We start from the raw sequence: 15,926 nt of genomic DNA, 5'->3' as shown, positions 1-15,926 counted from the left end.
CTCCATGCGGTTCATTGAAAGCTGGACACCCGCAACGCTCGTCGCGACGCGCGATCTGACACCTTCGATCCGCGAGTTCCTGATCAAACCAGAAAACTTTGATGGCGCGGCTTATCCGGTCGGCAGCCATATCAATATCGCCGTCACTATCGATGGGCGCCCGGATACGCGATCCTATTCCTTGGTCGGCGAACCCGACCGAACCGGCTATCGTATCGCCGTGCGGCGCGCGGAGGACTCCCGCGGCGGCTCGCAGTACATGTGGTCGCTCGCGCCGGGCGCCCGACTGACCATTACATTGCCGGCCTCTTTGCTGCCGATTGACTGGGCGCGCCGGCACTACTGCCTAATCGCGGGCGGCATCGGCATTACGCCACTGATCGGGGCAGCTTTGGCGTTGGCGCGCCGCGATGCCGACTTCACTCTGCATTATGCCGTTACTTCTCGTGAGCAAGCCATCTATTTGGATGTTCTCGCTCCCCTGCTGAACAAGCGGCTTATTGTCCATGCGGGCAACGAAGGGCGCAGGCTCAATTTGGATGACTTGTTCGCTTCGCTGCCGCGCGACGCCTTGACCCTCTTGTGCGGTCCGATCCGGATGCTCGATGCCGCGCGCCGGGCCTGGACTGGTGCAGGACGCGCACTATCCGACCTACGTTACGAGACCTTCGGTTCGAGCGGCTCACTGCCGACCGAGGGGTTTCGGGTGCGCCTTGCAGGTCAGGCCATTGAGATCGAGATTCCGCGCGATCGCTCGTTGCTGGACGTGCTCAATGGGGCCGGTTACGAGGTGATTTCGGATTGCCGGCGCGGCGAGTGCGGCGTCTGCGCCATCGATCTCGTCAAAATCGACGGTGAGCTTGACCACCGCGACGTTTTCTTCAGCGAGGAGCAAAAGCACGCGAACGAAAAGATCTGTGCATGTGTTTCTCGCGCCCGCGGCACGATCACCGTCGATATACTGCACCGACCGGACGCGCTATAGGTTCACTGCGACTCCTTGTTTTAGGTAGCAGATCGTTGCCTCAGAACTCGGCAACTAACGTATGCTTATGGTTTGTTACGTTCACAGAACAGTGGCGCATGATTGCCGGATGGCGGTCCGCGGCCCGTCTTTCTCCTCGACAAGGCGAAAGTTGAGGACGGAATGAACTCCGAGAGCCGGTCTCGTCCATTCTCGCAATGGGGCTGTGACGGGAGTTCTGCGCTTATACACGCCGGCCCTTGAGCGACACCAACAAACAACCAACATGTCGAAGCAGCATCCACGTCAGGATTTGCATCGAGACATTGCGGATGCGCATCTCGGGCGGCCGCTCTGCCGTCTCATTCTGCCGTCGCTGTCTGCTTGAGAACAAAGATGCCGGAAACTTGACAGCGCGTTAGGTTCACCCCGCAGTATCTCTGGCAGTTATGCGCGTTTTTCTCACGCTGGACACAGAGCCCACCACATTTCGCAAGCGGCACGGGGATTGCTGGATGGCGAGCTGAGAAGCGGCCGCCGTCAGGCCGGTCGAAGCTGCCCTGTCACAGGAGTTTCCGATGAGCCTTGCGATTCTGCATTTGCTCGCAGAAACGACGCGATCGCTGCGCCGGTATGGCGACGTGCTCTCGCCGGTGGGCTGACGCACATGGATGCCCTTTCGCCAGAAATCTGGCAATCCGTTGCGCTCACGGTCGAGCTCGCCAGCGTGACGACAATGATCCTGCTGGTGATTGGCGCGCCGCTCGCGTGGTGGTTGGCACGGTCAAAAACGGTTTTGAGCGAGGCGGTGGCGACAATGGTCGCGCTGCCGCTTGTGCTGCCACCCACGGCGCTCGGTTTCTGCGTACTCGTCCTGCTCGGCCCGAACGGACCAGGGGGGCTTCTCGCCTCTTTCTGGGGCGAGCACACGCTCGCCTTTACCTTTGCGGGAATCGTGGTCGGATCGGTCCTCTCGGCGCTCCCTTTGGTGGTGCAGCCTATCCGTAGCGCCTTTGTTGCGATGGGTAACCACCCGCAGGAAGTTGTGGCGAGTCAGCGCGTTTCTGCGTTGTTCGCCTTCATTACCGTCGGCCTGCCGCTGGCACGGCTGGAGTTCCTCAAGGCTGGTTTGGTTGGCTTTGCTCATACGATCGGCACATTCGGTGTCGTGATGATGATCGGAGGCAACATTCCCGGGCGCACCAAAGTGTTGTCAGCTTATGTCATTGACTACGTCCAAGCATCGCGCTGGCGCGAGGCAGGTTGGGTTGCCGGCGGTATGGTAATGTTCGCCTTTGCGGTCATGTTCACTTTGACCCTCATCGACAAACGATGTGCCAGGAGAGGCACGTGAGGGGCAGGCGCACTAAGCCGGATCGAAGCATCTTCGGCGTACTGGCCAAGCTGGCCGGTCATAACCGAGCAGCAGTATTGCAAGTCAGATCCGTCCATTCTTGACGAGGACACAATGAATAAGCTCGTTGCAGCCGCGGCGGCCGCTGGTATCAGCTTCAATTCAGCACACTCCGCGCCTTTGCCCGAGGCGAGGGCCGATGACGTCGGAGTTTCCAAGCAGCGCCTTGCCAAACTGGACGAGTTCTTTGCTGGCGAGATCGCAGCCAAGCGCGTGCCGGGCGCAGTGGTTGCAATCGCCAGAGACGGCAAGCTCATTCACTACAAGGCGTACGGGCAACTCGATCCTGAAAAAGGAACCTCGATGAGGCTCGATGCGATGTTCGCGCTCGCGTCTATGACCAAACCGATGGTGGCGGTTGCTGGGCTTACCCTCATGGAACAAGGTCGCCTGCCTCTGCGGGCCAGACTTACGGATTACTATCCCGAATTTGCAAACATGAAAGTGGGAGTACCGCAGCCTGACGGTTCGTTAAAATTCGAAGCGCAGAGTTCCCCGATCTACGTCCACGACCTTTATCGCCACACATCAGGTCTCACCTATGGCGCGCCGCCGGACAGCTCAGACCAAGTGGCGCGTCTCTATCCGGATTTCGCAGCGCCACCGGTCAAGGGCGATAAGAAGGCTTTCATCGAAGGCATTACCAAGCTGCCGTTGGCGCACCAACCGGGAACGGAATTCGAATACGGCTTCTCGACCGACGTGCTTGGCGCTGTCGTGGAACAGGTTAGCGAGCAGCCACTAGGCGAGTATCTTTCTAGCAACCTGTGGAAGCCGATCGGAATGCTGGATGCCACTTTCCATTTGTCGGGATCGCAACGCGAGCGGCTCGCGCGTCCATTTAAAGACGAACCACTGACGGGAAAGCCACAGGGCATCGAGCTCCTCGAAAGTCCGACGAAGTTTGACTGCGGGGGAGCCTGTGCATTCGCGACAGTTGGTGATTATGTTCGCTTTGGGCAAATGCTGCTAAACGGTGGGGAACTCGATGGCCAGCGCATTCTCGGTCCCAGGACGGTGCATCACATGATCTCCAACCACCTTGGGCCAGAGATCAAAAACAAGGTCGCTAATGTGGAGCCGCACCGTGCCGGCTTTGGGTTCGGGCTCGGAGTGGCTGTACGCATAAGCGAGGGTCTCTCGGCCGTTCCAGGCAATCCAGGTGAGTTCACCTGGACCGGCGCTTACGGAACACAATTTTTCTGTGATCCAAAGGAGCGCCTGGTCGTGGTGGTTGGAACGGCTGCGCCCGGAGAGATCCGCAAGTACTACCGCGAGCAAGTCCAGAATATCGTTTATGCCGGCATAGTTCGCTAGCTCGCTTGCCGCCGGCAAAGCGCGACGAACAGATTGGATGATCAGCAAGTGATGTTTGCTGCTGCGGATCGACGTCAAACTAAAAATACCACACCGTCGTCTGCTATCCGCGTCGCGCGAATCGGACCCAGTACATGGAAACGGCGAGATCGCCTCTGCCATCGCTGCGAAGCTCACCGGAGAAAGGTGTGGTTTCGTGATGCGCCAAGCCATCGCCTCGCTAGCGCTTGGCTCGCGCGATGAACGATGAACGTTTCTGGATGAAAGCTCTCAAACGCGCCCAGCCTTGCGCCCGCAATCCCGGCGGGCTTGGTACCGCGCGTCATTGACCCAAGGCAGATTGGATCGATCCGCCCTGAAAGGTGAAGGCGGTGTACTGCGGCGCGGAGGGCTCGCTATCGCGCCGTTCTTGGTCGCCGGTTCGGGTTGTTGGTGACTGCCACTTTGGTGTCGTTGCGCAGTTGCGACGATCGCGGCCTCCATTGCATCTGAGAATGGCGAACAAGTCCCATTGAAATCGGTGAGCAGTGCGGTGCCGCGTGAACTGCGGCAATTGCCGTGTCGGCCGGTGTCGGGACCGTGCTTAAAGAGCGAGTATAACGCATTGGCCGCGAGGGACGAGCCATTGTGCTGCATTGTTGGAGTTCTGACATCGACGGTCAAAACCGGACACCATTGGCACGGCGAGCGCGCTCAGTTGCGCAGCTTGCGCTTAGCTCGCCGATCCCACTGCAAATCACGGAGTGGCGGCTTGGTAACCGTCAGATGTTTGCCGGGCGGTGGCCCATTTTTTGCTGCTGAATGTGAGCAATTCGTCAGGGCCGACGAGAAACTTGGAAGGGGTTCATGAGTGGGGCAACGGAAACTTTCTACAGCGTGATCAGACGCCAAGGTATCACGCGTCGCAGTTTCCACAAGTTTTGCAGTTTGACGGCCTCGAGCTTCGGACTCGGCCCGCTCGCCGCAAGCAGGATTGCCAATGCCCTAGAGACCAAACCGCGTATGCCCGTCATCTGGCTGCACGGGCTCGAGTGTACCTGCTGCTCGGAAAGCTTTATCCGCTCGGCCCATCCGCTAATTAAAGACGTCCTGTTGTCGATGATTTCGCTCGACTACGACGATATGATCATGGCCGCGGCAGGTCACCAGGCTGAAGCCATCCTCGAGGAAGCCCGTCTCAGGTACAAAGGCAAATATGTGCTTGCCGTCGAAGGCAACCCGCCGCTGAATGAGGGGGGCATGTTCTGCATTGACGGCGGCAAGCCGTTCGTCGAGAGGCTCAGGTGGATGGCGGAATCATCCATGGCGGTCATTGCCTGGGGGACCTGCGCATCCTGGGGCTGCGTGCAAGCGGCCAAGCCCAATCCGTCCGGCGCTGTACCGATCGATAAGGTGATCACCGACAAGCCGATCGTCAAGGTTCCCGGGTGTCCCCCCATCGCAGAGGTCATGACCGGCCTAGTGACCTTCATCACCACGTTCGGAAGGCTTCCTGAGCTCGATCGCCAAGGACGCCCAAAGATGTTTTATTCCGAGCGCATCCACGACAAGTGCTATCGACGTTCGCATTTCGACGCCGGCCAATTTGTCGAGGCGTGGGACGATGAGTGCGCCCGCAAGGGCTACTGCCTGTACAAGATGGGATGCAAAGGGCCGACCACCTACAATGCCTGTTCTGCCCTTCGCTGGAACGGCGGCGTTTCATTCCCCATTCAATCAGGCCACGGCTGCTTCGGCTGCTCCGAAGACGGCTTTTGGGACAAAGGTTCGTTTTACGATCGGCTCACGACCATCCAGCAGTTCGGCATCGAGAAGAACGCCGATCAGATCGGCATGGCCGCTGCCGGCGCGGTTGGGCTGACCGTCGCCGCACATGCGGCGATCACGGCCGTGAAGCGATTGACCCACAAGCCGGATCGCGCAGTTCGCAAAGATAAGCCGACTTAAAGGGGGCGACGGTGGTGGTCCAGACACCGAATGGGTTCAACCTCGATCGTTCCGGCAAGCGAATTGTGATCGATCCGCTGACCAGGATCGAGGGCCACCTGCGCGTCGAAGCCAACCTCGATGCGGACAACGTGGTCCGCAATGCGGTCTCGAGCGGGACGATGTGGCGTGGAATCGAAGTCATTCTGCGCGGGCGGGATCCGCGCGACGCCTGGGCGTTCACCGAGCGGATTTGCGGTGTCTGCACCGGCACCCATGCGCTCACCTCGGTGCGTGCCGTTGAAAACGCGCTAGGGATCACCATTCCGGAAAATGCGAACTCGATCCGCAACATCATGCAGCTTTGCCTGCTTGTGCATGATCATCTCGTGCATTTTTATCACCTGCACGCGCTGGATTGGGTCGACGTCATCTCTGCGCTCAAGGCCGATCCCAAGTCCACTTCGGCGCTGGCGCAGTCTATCTCGCCCTGGCCGCTTTCGTCCCCTGGTTATTTCAAGGATCTGCAGATCAGGCTCACCAAATTCTTCGGATCAGGGCAGCCCGGTCCGTTCAAGAACGGCTATTGGGGTCATCCGGCATACAAGCTGCCACCTGAGGTGAACTTGATCACCGTGGCGCATTATTTGGAGGCGCTCGACTTCCAGAAGGAGATCGTCAAGATCCAAGCAGTCTATGGCGGCAAGAACCCGCATCCGAACTGGCTGGTCGGCGGCGTGGCCTGCGCGATCAATATCGATGGAACTGGTGCGGCCGGTGCGATCAATATGGAGCGGCTTAACCTGGTGTCCTCGGTCATCGACCGTTCAATCGAGTTTGTCGAGCAGGTCTACCTGCCCGACATTGCGGCGATCGGCTCGTTTTATAAAGACTGGCTGCATGGCGGCGGACTTTCCAGCAAAAGCGTGATGTCCTACGGCGACATCCCTGAAAACGCTAACGACTGTTCCGCGAAAAGTCTCAAGCTGCCGCGCGGTGTCATTCTTGGCGGCAATCTCGAGGAGATTTTGCCGATCGACCATGGCGATCCCGAGCAGATCCAGGAATTCGTCGCGCATTCATGGTATAAATACCCGAGCGAGTTCAGCGGACTGCATCCCTGGGAGGGCATCACCGAGCCGAACTTTGAGCTAGGGGCAAAGGTCAAAGGCAGCAGAACAGATATCAAGGAGCTCGACGAAGGCGGCAAGTATTCCTGGATCAAAGCGCCGCGCTGGCGCGGCCACGCCGTCGAGGTCGGACCATTGGCGCGATACATCATCGGTTATGCGCAAGGCAAAGCCGAATTCAAGGAGCCGGCCAACAGACTGCTCAAGGGGCTCAATCTTCCCCTGAGCGCGCTGTTTTCGACATTTGGCCGTACTGCGACGCGGGCACTCGAATGCCAGTGGGCGGCACATCAGATGCGTTATTTTCAGGACAAGCTGGTCGTCCACATCAAGGCCGGCAATAGCGCGACCGCCAACGTCAGCAAGTGGAAGCCGGAAAGCTGGCCTAACGAGGCCAAGGGCTACGGTTTCACTGAGGCGCCGCGCGGCGCGCTCGGGCACTGGATCAAGATCAAGGACACCAAGATCGACAATTACCAATGTGTCGTGCCGACCACGTGGAACGGGTCTCCTCGCGATTCCAAGGGCAATATTGGCGCCTTTGAAGCTTCGCTGATCGGTACCCCGATCGCGGACCCGCAGCGGCCCCTGGAGATCTTGCGTACGATCCATTCCTTTGATCCGTGCTTGGCCTGCTCAACCCATGTGATCAGTCCTGACGGCCAAGAAATGGCTTCAGTCAATGTTCGGTAGGGACATGGCCGACAAGGCTCCGCAAAACCCTACCGCCGTCGATGCGCCGCCAACTGTTAGCGGCGGCGGCGGTGGCGCCGCTTACGTCTATGAAGCGCCGGTGCGACTGTGGCATTGGGTCAATGCGGCGGCCATTCTGGTGCTGGGCGTAACCGGCTATCTCATTGGAACCGGGACACCGGCGACGCCGGGAGAGGCTAGCGGCAATTTCTTGTTCGGCTATATCCGCTTTGCGCATTTCTCTGCGGGATATGTGCTTGGCGTCGGCTTCCTGCTGCGCATCTACTGGGCCCTGATGGGAAACCCGCATGCCATGCAAATATTTCGCGTGCCGCTCTGGCGCAGCTGCATTTGGCGCGAAGTGTACGATGAGATGCGCTGGTACGCGTTTCTCGCAGTTGAGCCCGACAGGCGCGTCGGGCACAATCGGCTGGCTCAACTTGCGATGTTCTTTATGTTCACGCAGACGATCACGTTCATGATCGTCACAGGCTTTGCACTTTATGGACAGGGTGCGGGCCGTGACAGCTGGCAGTACAAGCTGTTCGGCTGGGTATTTGCAATCTGGCCTAACAGTCAGGACGTCCATACCTGGCATCATCTCGGGCTGTGGATCGTCGTGACCTTTGCGCTGGTTCACATCTACGCGGTGATCCGGGAAGACATCATGTCGGGGCGGAGCATCTCCTCGATGATTTCCGGCCAGCGTCAGTTTCGCGATTGACTGGGAAGCGGATGCTGACTCCGGAGAGCAAGAAAAGGATCCTGGTGCTCGGCATCGGCAATATCCTATGGGCCGACGAGGGATTCGGCGTGCGAGTGGTAGAAGAGTTTCATCGTCGCTATACCGTCGATGACAACGTCTCCATCCTCGATGGTGGCACGCAGGGGCTCTACCTTGTCAGCTTCCTTGAGCAGGCCGATTGCCTGATCGTGTTCGATGCCATCGACTATGGACTTTCGCCCGGGCAGTTGAAGCTTGTGCGGAATGACGAGGTGCCGAAATTTACCGCTGCCAAGAAGCTGAGCCTGCATCAGACCGGCTTTCAAGAGGTCTTGAGTGCAGCCGACCTGCTTGATCGCTGCCCGCGAGAGCTCGTTCTGATCGGCTGTCAGCCGCTGGACCTGGAGCGTTGGGGCGGTCCGCTGACTGCACCGGTGCGCTTTCAGATCGCGCCCGCGATTGAACTGGCTTGCAAACTGCTGGCCCAGTGGGGCTCGCCGGCGAAACTGCGGGCTTCGCCGCTGCCTGTATCAGAACGGCTGTTGGGGAACAATATCGACCATGTCAATTATGAAAGGGAGCGGCCGATCTAGCGGCCCGCGGCTATTCATGTGCCTTGGCTTACCAATGACGATTGTTGAGACCGACCGCATCACGGCGCTATGCGAGTATGGCGATGAACAGCGGCGTGTCTCAGTCATGCTGCTCTCCGGCGCGTCGGTCGGCGCCAAGGTCCTCGTCCATATCGACACAGCGGTGCGGCTCTTGGAGGAGGACGAAGCAAGGCAAATCTCGAAAGCACTCGACGGGCTCGAGGCCGGCCTCAGTGGCGAGGACTGCGATCGCTTCTTTGCGGATTTGATCGGTCGTGAGCCGCAATTGCCCGACCACCTGCGCTAGCGGCGCCGCGCACAGACATCGCGCTACCGCGCCTTGCTCGCAAATCGAATCTGCATCGTAGGCAACCTATGCACAGCAGATGTCAAGCGCTTACACCCGCTGATCCGGGCGCGCGCACGCGATTGCAGCGAGACGATGGATTGGCATGTGCCTTGCTAATAGCTCGCCGAGCAGAACCAGAAGATTATCGGAAAGGCGTCTGATGAAATTCCAGCCGGCGCAGCATGATTTGGCGCGGCCCGCTCTGTCCGAGGTAGCGAGAGCGAACGCCGGTGCACATCTGACCGCGCAGGATCCCGGGAGTTGGGGCGTGGAGCTGCTGTCGGCAGCGGGTCCCGTAAATTCGCTGTGGGCCAACCACGTCGCAAACGCGCTTTCTGAACAGATCAAGGCGCACCGGCGGCCCATGCAAGGGGGCGCAACCGCGCGCGGCGCCGGTAGCGAGCTGGGTGGGCGGCTCGGCCTGCGTGGCCCGCCGACGCAGATCGAGTGCCATCAGCGCGGCACACTGCGCCGGGTCGGCAAGAGCCAGATCCGTTTGGTCAAGGTCGACCGCATCTCGGCACCGATCGTCGGACCACACGCCGGCGGCGACTGCACCGCCGATAGCATTGCCTCTCGGCGAGCCCCACGGAACTTCGCATCATGAAAACGGCGGCGCGTATTCGATACGAAGCCGCCGCTGCGGCGGTGGGCGGGTTTCCCGTGAATGCGGATAGTCGCGACATCGTCCATAGCGAGCCAACGGCTGTGGCGACGCTGGCCAGGCGCGCTTGGCGCGATGCCGACGAGCTTGCAAAAAACTGTCCGAATGCCATCACTCTGCTATCGAACGCCGCTGCCGCCGCTCGTGGCCAGAAGAGTAGCGAACGCACGCAACTGTACAGGCTTTCGAATCTCAGTGATCTCGAGCGCAACCTGATTGCCGAAGTGCTTGGGGAAGGCGAGGTCGCCGGCGTCGTTGCGCTGCCAGATGGCTCTCAGGCGGGAATCCAGGAGTCCGTACTTGCGGGAATCTGGCGCGTGCGCATCGGGACGGATCCGGCACACGAATATGTTGAAGTCGGGGCGATCCCGCAGATCGTGCAGCGCGCCGCAACGGACCTGGCGTCGACCGATCTGGCGATCGGCACCGCGCCGGATGGGGCGATGAACGTGCTGCCGGTGCTCGCCGAAACACGCGAGCGGGCCCGCGCCTGGCGGCCTGGCATGCGCACGCATGTCATCAATCTCACGCTTTTGCCGATGAACGACATCGACCTGGCGTTTCTCCAGCAGAGCGTGGGCAATGGTCCGGTCCAGCTCATCTTTCGCGGCTACGGCGCATGCCGAGTGCAGGCGACTGCGACACGGAATGTGTGGTCGGTGCAGTTCTTCAATTCTATCGACAACATCATCCTGGATACGCTTGAGATCGGCGGCGTGCCGATTGTTGCGTTGGCTGCCGACGAGGATTTCGAGGATTCCGCCGAACGCCTGCAGGAAATCATGAAGGCTTACGTCACGTGAAGAACTTGGAGAATATTTGGCATTCGGCCGGTTCTCACGGACGGCGCCCGACGTGGCGTTGGCTGGATCGTGCACAATCGACCAGAGAGCGATGGCGACACAGACTGCTGCGCGAGTGCGTTGCGTCCCAAAAATTGAAAGCGTCTTCGGCTTTCGCACGTCGATGTCCGGCTTCGGGTCGGTTGAAAATGATGCTTGAGCGCGAACAGGACCTTCGCAGGAGCAAGAACCCCGATGTGTCGGCACCTGAGGAGATGCTCGTAGCAGCCGACTGCGATATCGCCGGTCGAGCCGTGCGCACGCGACCGACCTTGAACGATCCGTGTTCAGGGTCCAAGCGATCGGGGTTTCGCACGTGCAGAGGGCAGGGCTTGTTAGCATGATGGGCGCGCCTTGGGCCATGAAGTTGGTCGCCTTCTTGCGCAAGAGCAACCGCCAACGGCATGCTGGACCGAAATCGAACCTGCGCTTGCGAGTTCGATTCCGCAACATTGAGCTTGGTGGCAGCGAAATCGCATCATTGGGCTCGATTGCCTGTTGCTCCCTGCTTTCGGCGATCTCACGCAACGACATGGGTGGCGCCCGCGCCGAAGCAGCGGTCCTTGCCACGATGTGGCCGCCCAACCGCCGAGCGCTAAATCATACCGAAGCGCCACGTCTCTGTCTGATCGACCGCCGGCATTTCTTGCGCGAGATGATGACGGAGCGGTGCGCATGAGCCTCGTCGCTCGCAACAAAATCGATGTCACCATATCGCTTGCTGCCGACGTCATCGCCGCGGTCGAGATCCTGCCGCGAGCCCGGCCGCCACTGGCACGGCTGTTCGCCGGCAAACCGGCCTCGGCGTTGCTCAAGGCGCTGCCGCATCTCTTCCCAGTATGTGCCGCTGCGCAACAAACCGCATTGCTGTCCGCGATCGAGGCGGCACGTGACGAAAAGATCATCCTCGCGACGACACAGCGTCGTATGCTCTTGGTCGTTGCCGAGCGCATCTCAGAATTGCTGCGGGGCCTCTTGGTCGGGTTTCCTACGCCGAACGTCAGTGCGGCGGCGATCCGGTCCCTCATACGAGGACTGTCAATGCTTGTGGGCGGCGCACGGCCAGCACGCGGCTCTATTCGGCGTGAGGCTATAGCGCAGATTGTGGCTTCGCTCGCGGCACTCGGCATGCCGGATGAAGATGGCGCGCCGAGGCCCGGTAGCCCGTTCGCGCTTTGCATTGCAGCGCTTGACGAAGTCGACCTGAAGTCCATCTCGATCGCGCACTCGTTCCTGTCCGTTGCCGACGACCGCAACATCACTGAACGGCTGCTCGGCGATGACCCGACATTTTGCCATTGTCCCGATCTTGGTGGGCATGCGCCCGAGACGGGTCCATGGGCGCGCCAAATGACGCGTGATCGGCTCTGGCTGGGTCGGTCGGGTGCGGTCGCGCGGCTGAAGGCCAGAATTGCAGAAATCCGGCAGCTATGCGATTGGCTCAAGTCCGGTGCTCATATCGAATCGGCCGAGCCTGGGATCATCGAAAGCTACAGGTTAGGTCCTGGACGAGGAGCGGCCGCGATCGAATGCGCCAGGGGCCGGCTCTATCACGCGGTCGAGCTTGATCCTCAGGGCCAGATATCCCGCTTCGAATGTCTTGCGCCGACGGAATGGAATTTCCATTGGCGCGGACCACTTGTCCGGAATCTGCAGGGCGCGGGGCTGACGACGAGACGACATCAGAAAGCGGTTCGTGCGGTGATTGAATCGCTTGATCCCTGCGTCGGATTCACACTCAAGTTTCGCAAAGTTGACGATGCATGAATTGGCGCTTTGTCAAAGCATCGTCGAAATCGTCGAGGAGGAGGCGCGTCGCCGATCGTTTTCCCAGGTGCGGAGCATCTGTCTGGAGATCGGGGCGTTGAGCCATGTTGCGCCTGAAGCGATCAGGTTCTGCTTTGCTGTCGTTGCAACGCGGACCATTGCCGAGGGCGCGGCTGTTAGAATCATCGAATGTCCCGGCGTGGCCTGGTGCATGACCTGTTCGAAGAGTGTCGAGATTGCACGACGCGATGAGTGCTGTCCGCGCTGCGGCAGCTATCAGTTGCAGGTAACAGCAGGCGAAGAGATGCGGGTGAAAGAGCTGGAGATCGAATGATGTGTAGCGTATGCGGCTGCAGCGGACAGGCGTCTTCAACCGAACGCGCCGAAGTGCATGATGCGCAAGGTCGCGTTCGCGGCCGTCCCGATGTGCAGGACAATTGCGATCGCCATGAGGCGCATCTGCAGGGCGACCAGGGCCTGCAGCATTCACACCATGCCGGCCACGACCACCCTCATCATCCTGGCCGTCATCAGGCGCATGGTGGGCAGGCGCTTGTGAGCCGCGGCGCCGACCCGGCTGCATTGAAGGTCGCGGGTAAGAGCTGCGAGCATATCATTCAGGTCGGGCGCGACATCCTTGGCAAGAATAACCGGATCGCGGCGGAAAACCGCGCCCTCTTCATGGCCCACGAACTGCTCGTATTTAATCTTATGTCCAGTCCTGGTGCAGGCAAGACCTCGCTGTTGGTCCGCGCCGTGTCCGAGCTCAAGCGCAGCTGGACGATCGGAGTCATCGAGGGCGATCAGCAGACCTCGAACGATGCCGAACGCATTCGCTCGGCCGGCGTGCCAGCTATTCAAGTCAATACCGGCAAATGCTGTCATCTCGATGCTGCCATGATTGGTGAGGCCTATCGCCGCTTGCCGCCGCTCACGCGCGGTATTCTCTTCATCGAGAACGTCGGTAATCTGGTCTGTCCCGCTGCCTTCGATCTAGGCGAGGCCTGCAAGGTCGTGGTGTTGTCGACCACCGAAGGCGAAGACAAGCCGCTCAAATATCCGGATATGTTCGCCGCTTCTTCGCTCATGCTGATCAACAAGATTGATCTGGCGTCGCTGCTTGAGTTCGATTTGGGCAGGACCGTCGAATACGCAAGACGCGTCAATCCCAAGATCGAAGTGCTCACGGTCTCGGCGCGGACCGGCGAGGGTTTTGGCTCACTCTACGGTTGGATCGATAAGCAGGCAGCGCATCAAAGGCGCGCCTTGGAGGATACCAGGCGATGAGCGCCGCTGCCATCTGCGAGCGAACACGGCTGCGCGTGCGCGTGAGCGGGGCCGTGCAAGGAGTCGGCTTTCGCCCCTACGTCTATGGCCTCGCCGCGCGATACGGATTGGCGGGATTCGTCGTCAATGGCCCCGAGGGCGTCACAATCGAGGTCGAGGGTAACCGGGCGCCCGAGTTTGTCGCCGCTTTGCCGCTTGAGCCGCCTCCACTGGCACGTATCGACCACATCTGCGTTCAGCGGACCGGGGCCCTCGCGGCACAAGACTTTTCGATTCGCACGAGCGAAGGCGGCAGGTTGTCAACTCGGATGGTTGCCGATGCCGCGACCTGCCGGCAATGCCTGGGTGAGCTATTCGATCCAGAAAATCGCCATTACCTTTATCCCTTCGTCAGCTGCTCCCATTGCGGCCCGCGCTACACGATCGCCGAACAGCTTCCGTACGATCGCCGCAACACGGTCATGAAGGCTTTCAGGCTGTGTGCCGCCTGCGCGGCCGAATATGCCGATCCAGCGAGCCGCAGGTTTCATGCGGAGGCGATCGCGTGTCCGATATGCGGTCCTCGGCTTAGCCATGGGGTCAACGCCATTGTTGCGGCGATTGCCGGCGGCCAAATCGTGGCGATAAAGGGGCTCGGCGGGTATCAGCTGCTTTGCGATGCGCGCAACCAGGACGCCGTGCAGCGTTTGCGCAGCAGAAAGCAGCGCCCCCAGAAGCCGTTCGCGGTCATGGTCGGTTCCATAGAGCGTGTCAACGAAATCGCGGAAGCGAACGCGGCAGAGCTTGCGCTGCTCGAATCCGTAGCACGTCCCGTCGTCCTTTTAGCTTCGCGCAATTATTTGGCGTCCGCCATAGCTCCTGGCTTATCGCGCGTAGGTGTCATGCTGCCGGTAGCGCCACTGCATCACCTCATTTTTCATGCGCTTCACTCGACAGGAGCATGGCTTGCGGGGGCGAGCCCCGTCATCGTCGCAACCAGCGCCAACCCTTGCGGCGAACCGCTCGTGATCGACAACGCGCAGGCGCTGCGGCGGCTTGAGGGGATCGCCGACCTTGTCGTGACCCATGATCGAGATATCCTGACGCGTGCCGATGACACCGTGCTGTCGGTGGTCACCGGCCGGCCCCAGTTCGTTCGCCGGGCACGTGGCTATGTTCCCGAACCTATCCGACTTGCGAGGTCTGTGCCGGTCGTGCTCGCCGTCGGCGGCGCGCTGAAATCAACCGTCACCATCACGCGGGACAACGAAGCCTTCGTCTCCCAGCATATTGGCGATCTTGATACGGCCGAAGGGATCTGCGTGTTCGAGCAGACGATCCACCACCTCACATCGACCCTTGATGTGGAGCCTGTCGTCATTGCCCATGATATGCATCCCGATATGGCGTCGACCCGGTTTGCGCAAGCAAGCGGCCGGGCGCTTGTCGCCGTCCAGCATCACCACGCCCACGCTGCCGCTGTCATCGCTGAGCATGGGCACGCCGGACCTGCGCTTGCCTTGGTGCTCGACGGCCATGGCTTCGGTTCCGACGGCGGTAACTGGGGTGGCGAGCTATTGTTGTGCGAAGGAACGAGGTTTCGACGCATCGGGCATCTCGCGCCCCTGCAAATGCCTGGCGGCGATCGCGCAGCCCGCGAGCCGTGGCGTATGGCAAGCGCAATATTACAGGCGCTCGGCCGGGGTCATGAAATCGGGCCCCGCTTTGCTGCGCAGCGGCAGGCAGGACGTGTGTCGGCATTACTCGATCAAGCGGGCGGGGCCACGACAACCAGCGCGGGCCGCTTATTCGATGCCGCGGCGGCGCTGCTGGGGGTTGCAAGTTTGCAGAGCTATGAGGGCGAGGCCGCGATGAAGCTCGAGGCGCTGGTGCGGCGAACTGAGATTTTCGAAGCCGGCTGGACCGTCGACCGCGGCGTGCTGTCGCTTCGTCCGCTATTTTCGCGGTTGATTGCAGACAACCTGGACGCCACGGACGGAGCCGGGCTGTTTCATGGCACCTTTGCCGCCGCCTGCATTGACTGGGTCAGGCGCGCGGCGCGCAGAACCAGGCTCAATACCATCGTTCTAAGCGGCGGCTGCTTTCTGAACGCGGTGATGGCGGATGAAATTGAGCGCGGTTGCCGCAGCGCAGGCCTCACCCCGCTGGTGCCACGGCAGCTGCCGCCCAACGATGGCGGCTTGAGCCTTGGTCAGGCCTGGATTGCCGCTCTGCAGACTGCCGAACAGTCGCCAGCCCTGGAAGGAGCAACCTGAC

15 protein-coding genes are annotated in these 15,926 nt (G+C 60.5%); all 15 read left to right on the top strand.

From position 1 onward, the window contains the following. The first annotated feature begins 4 nt into the window (after positions 1-4). The 15 genes from QA635_RS34865 (at position 5) to hypF (ending at position 15,925) form a co-directional block, all read left to right on the top strand. Positions 5-985 (top strand): PDR/VanB family oxidoreductase, encoded by a 981-nt coding sequence (locus tag QA635_RS34865; RefSeq protein ID WP_283064241.1) that lies wholly within the window; start codon positions 5-7, stop codon positions 983-985. A gap of 646 nt (positions 986-1,631) precedes the next feature. Then, positions 1,632-2,318 carry a molybdate ABC transporter permease subunit gene (locus QA635_RS34860; RefSeq protein WP_016846835.1) on the top strand — a complete coding sequence of 229 codons (687 nt, stop codon included), beginning with the start codon at positions 1,632-1,634 and terminating at the stop codon, positions 2,316-2,318. Between the two features lie 114 nt (positions 2,319-2,432). Next, positions 2,433-3,695 carry a serine hydrolase domain-containing protein gene (locus QA635_RS34855; protein WP_283064240.1) on the top strand — a complete coding sequence of 421 codons (1,263 nt, stop codon included), beginning with the start codon at positions 2,433-2,435 and terminating at the stop codon, positions 3,693-3,695. A gap of 846 nt (positions 3,696-4,541) precedes the next feature. Continuing rightward, the gene (locus QA635_RS34850) at positions 4,542-5,642 is read left to right on the top strand and encodes a hydrogenase small subunit (protein WP_283064239.1); all 1,101 of its coding nucleotides are present in this window, start codon (positions 4,542-4,544) and stop codon (positions 5,640-5,642) included. 11 nt (positions 5,643-5,653) lie between these two features. Then, positions 5,654-7,444, top strand: coding sequence for a nickel-dependent hydrogenase large subunit (locus tag QA635_RS34845; RefSeq protein WP_283064238.1), 1,791 nt, complete (start codon positions 5,654-5,656; stop codon positions 7,442-7,444). Positions 7,445-7,448: 4 nt separating this feature from the next. Further along, positions 7,449-8,168: a Ni/Fe-hydrogenase, b-type cytochrome subunit gene (cybH, locus tag QA635_RS34840; protein WP_016846839.1), complete on the top strand. Its 720-nt coding sequence runs from the start codon at positions 7,449-7,451 to the stop codon at positions 8,166-8,168. Positions 8,169-8,179: 11 nt separating this feature from the next. Beyond that, positions 8,180-8,761 (top strand): HyaD/HybD family hydrogenase maturation endopeptidase, encoded by a 582-nt coding sequence (locus QA635_RS34835; protein ID WP_283064237.1) that lies wholly within the window; start codon positions 8,180-8,182, stop codon positions 8,759-8,761. A 16-nt stretch (positions 8,762-8,777) separates the two neighbouring features. Then, positions 8,778-9,068: a HypC/HybG/HupF family hydrogenase formation chaperone gene (locus QA635_RS34830; RefSeq protein ID WP_283072007.1), complete on the top strand. Its 291-nt coding sequence runs from the start codon at positions 8,778-8,780 to the stop codon at positions 9,066-9,068. Between the two features lie 202 nt (positions 9,069-9,270). Beyond that, the gene (locus QA635_RS34825; protein WP_016846842.1) at positions 9,271-9,717 is read left to right on the top strand and encodes a hypothetical protein; all 447 of its coding nucleotides are present in this window, start codon (positions 9,271-9,273) and stop codon (positions 9,715-9,717) included. Then, positions 9,714-10,577: a hydrogenase expression/formation protein gene (locus tag QA635_RS34820; RefSeq protein WP_283064236.1), complete on the top strand. Its 864-nt coding sequence runs from the start codon at positions 9,714-9,716 to the stop codon at positions 10,575-10,577. The genes QA635_RS34825 and QA635_RS34820 overlap by 4 nt, the downstream gene beginning before the upstream one ends. A 322-nt stretch (positions 10,578-10,899) precedes the next feature. Beyond that, positions 10,900-11,295 carry a [NiFe]-hydrogenase assembly chaperone HybE gene (hybE, locus tag QA635_RS34815; RefSeq protein WP_425249091.1) on the top strand — a complete coding sequence of 132 codons (396 nt, stop codon included), beginning with the start codon at positions 10,900-10,902 and terminating at the stop codon, positions 11,293-11,295. Beyond that, the gene (locus QA635_RS34810) at positions 11,292-12,383 is read left to right on the top strand and encodes a nickel-dependent hydrogenase large subunit (RefSeq protein ID WP_283064235.1); all 1,092 of its coding nucleotides are present in this window, start codon (positions 11,292-11,294) and stop codon (positions 12,381-12,383) included. The genes hybE and QA635_RS34810 overlap by 4 nt, the downstream gene beginning before the upstream one ends. After that, on the top strand, positions 12,376-12,717 hold the full coding sequence (hypA, locus tag QA635_RS34805; protein ID WP_283064234.1) for a hydrogenase maturation nickel metallochaperone HypA: 342 nt from the start codon (positions 12,376-12,378) through the stop codon (positions 12,715-12,717). The genes QA635_RS34810 and hypA overlap by 8 nt, the downstream gene beginning before the upstream one ends. Beyond that, complete coding sequence (gene hypB, locus QA635_RS34800; RefSeq protein ID WP_283072005.1) at positions 12,717-13,670, top strand: hydrogenase nickel incorporation protein HypB; 954 nt, start codon at positions 12,717-12,719, stop codon at positions 13,668-13,670. The genes hypA and hypB overlap by 1 nt, the downstream gene beginning before the upstream one ends. Then, the gene (gene hypF / locus QA635_RS34795; RefSeq protein WP_283064233.1) at positions 13,667-15,925 is read left to right on the top strand and encodes a carbamoyltransferase HypF; all 2,259 of its coding nucleotides are present in this window, start codon (positions 13,667-13,669) and stop codon (positions 15,923-15,925) included. The genes hypB and hypF overlap by 4 nt, the downstream gene beginning before the upstream one ends. The last annotated feature ends 1 nt before the right edge of the window (position 15,926 follow it).

Origin of the sequence: Bradyrhizobium brasilense (assembly GCF_029714345.1) — a bacterium.
GTDB lineage: Bacteria > Pseudomonadota > Alphaproteobacteria > Rhizobiales > Xanthobacteraceae > Bradyrhizobium > Bradyrhizobium australafricanum.
This window is presented reverse-complemented; position numbering and strand designations above follow the sequence as displayed.

Excerpts from the sequence above, each read along its gene's own strand:
- hypB (WP_283072005.1), top strand. The coding sequence starts at position 12,717 with ATGTGTAGCGTATGCGGCTGCAGCGGACAGGCGTCTTCAACCGAACGC.
- cybH (WP_016846839.1), top strand. The coding sequence starts at position 7,449 with ATGGCCGACAAGGCTCCGCAAAACCCTACCGCCGTCGATGCGCCGCCA.
- QA635_RS34825 (WP_016846842.1), top strand. The coding sequence starts at position 9,271 with ATGAAATTCCAGCCGGCGCAGCATGATTTGGCGCGGCCCGCTCTGTCC.
- QA635_RS34830 (WP_283072007.1), top strand. The coding sequence starts at position 8,778 with ATGTGCCTTGGCTTACCAATGACGATTGTTGAGACCGACCGCATCACG.
- hypF (WP_283064233.1), top strand. The coding sequence starts at position 13,667 with ATGAGCGCCGCTGCCATCTGCGAGCGAACACGGCTGCGCGTGCGCGTG.
- QA635_RS34835 (WP_283064237.1), top strand. The coding sequence starts at position 8,180 with ATGCTGACTCCGGAGAGCAAGAAAAGGATCCTGGTGCTCGGCATCGGC.
- QA635_RS34865 (WP_283064241.1), top strand. The coding sequence starts at position 5 with ATGCGGTTCATTGAAAGCTGGACACCCGCAACGCTCGTCGCGACGCGC.
- hypA (WP_283064234.1), top strand. The coding sequence starts at position 12,376 with ATGCATGAATTGGCGCTTTGTCAAAGCATCGTCGAAATCGTCGAGGAG.
- QA635_RS34850 (WP_283064239.1), top strand. The coding sequence starts at position 4,542 with ATGAGTGGGGCAACGGAAACTTTCTACAGCGTGATCAGACGCCAAGGT.
- QA635_RS34820 (WP_283064236.1), top strand. The coding sequence starts at position 9,714 with ATGAAAACGGCGGCGCGTATTCGATACGAAGCCGCCGCTGCGGCGGTG.
- QA635_RS34855 (WP_283064240.1), top strand. The coding sequence starts at position 2,433 with ATGAATAAGCTCGTTGCAGCCGCGGCGGCCGCTGGTATCAGCTTCAAT.
- QA635_RS34860 (WP_016846835.1), top strand. The coding sequence starts at position 1,632 with ATGGATGCCCTTTCGCCAGAAATCTGGCAATCCGTTGCGCTCACGGTC.
- QA635_RS34810 (WP_283064235.1), top strand. The coding sequence starts at position 11,292 with ATGAGCCTCGTCGCTCGCAACAAAATCGATGTCACCATATCGCTTGCT.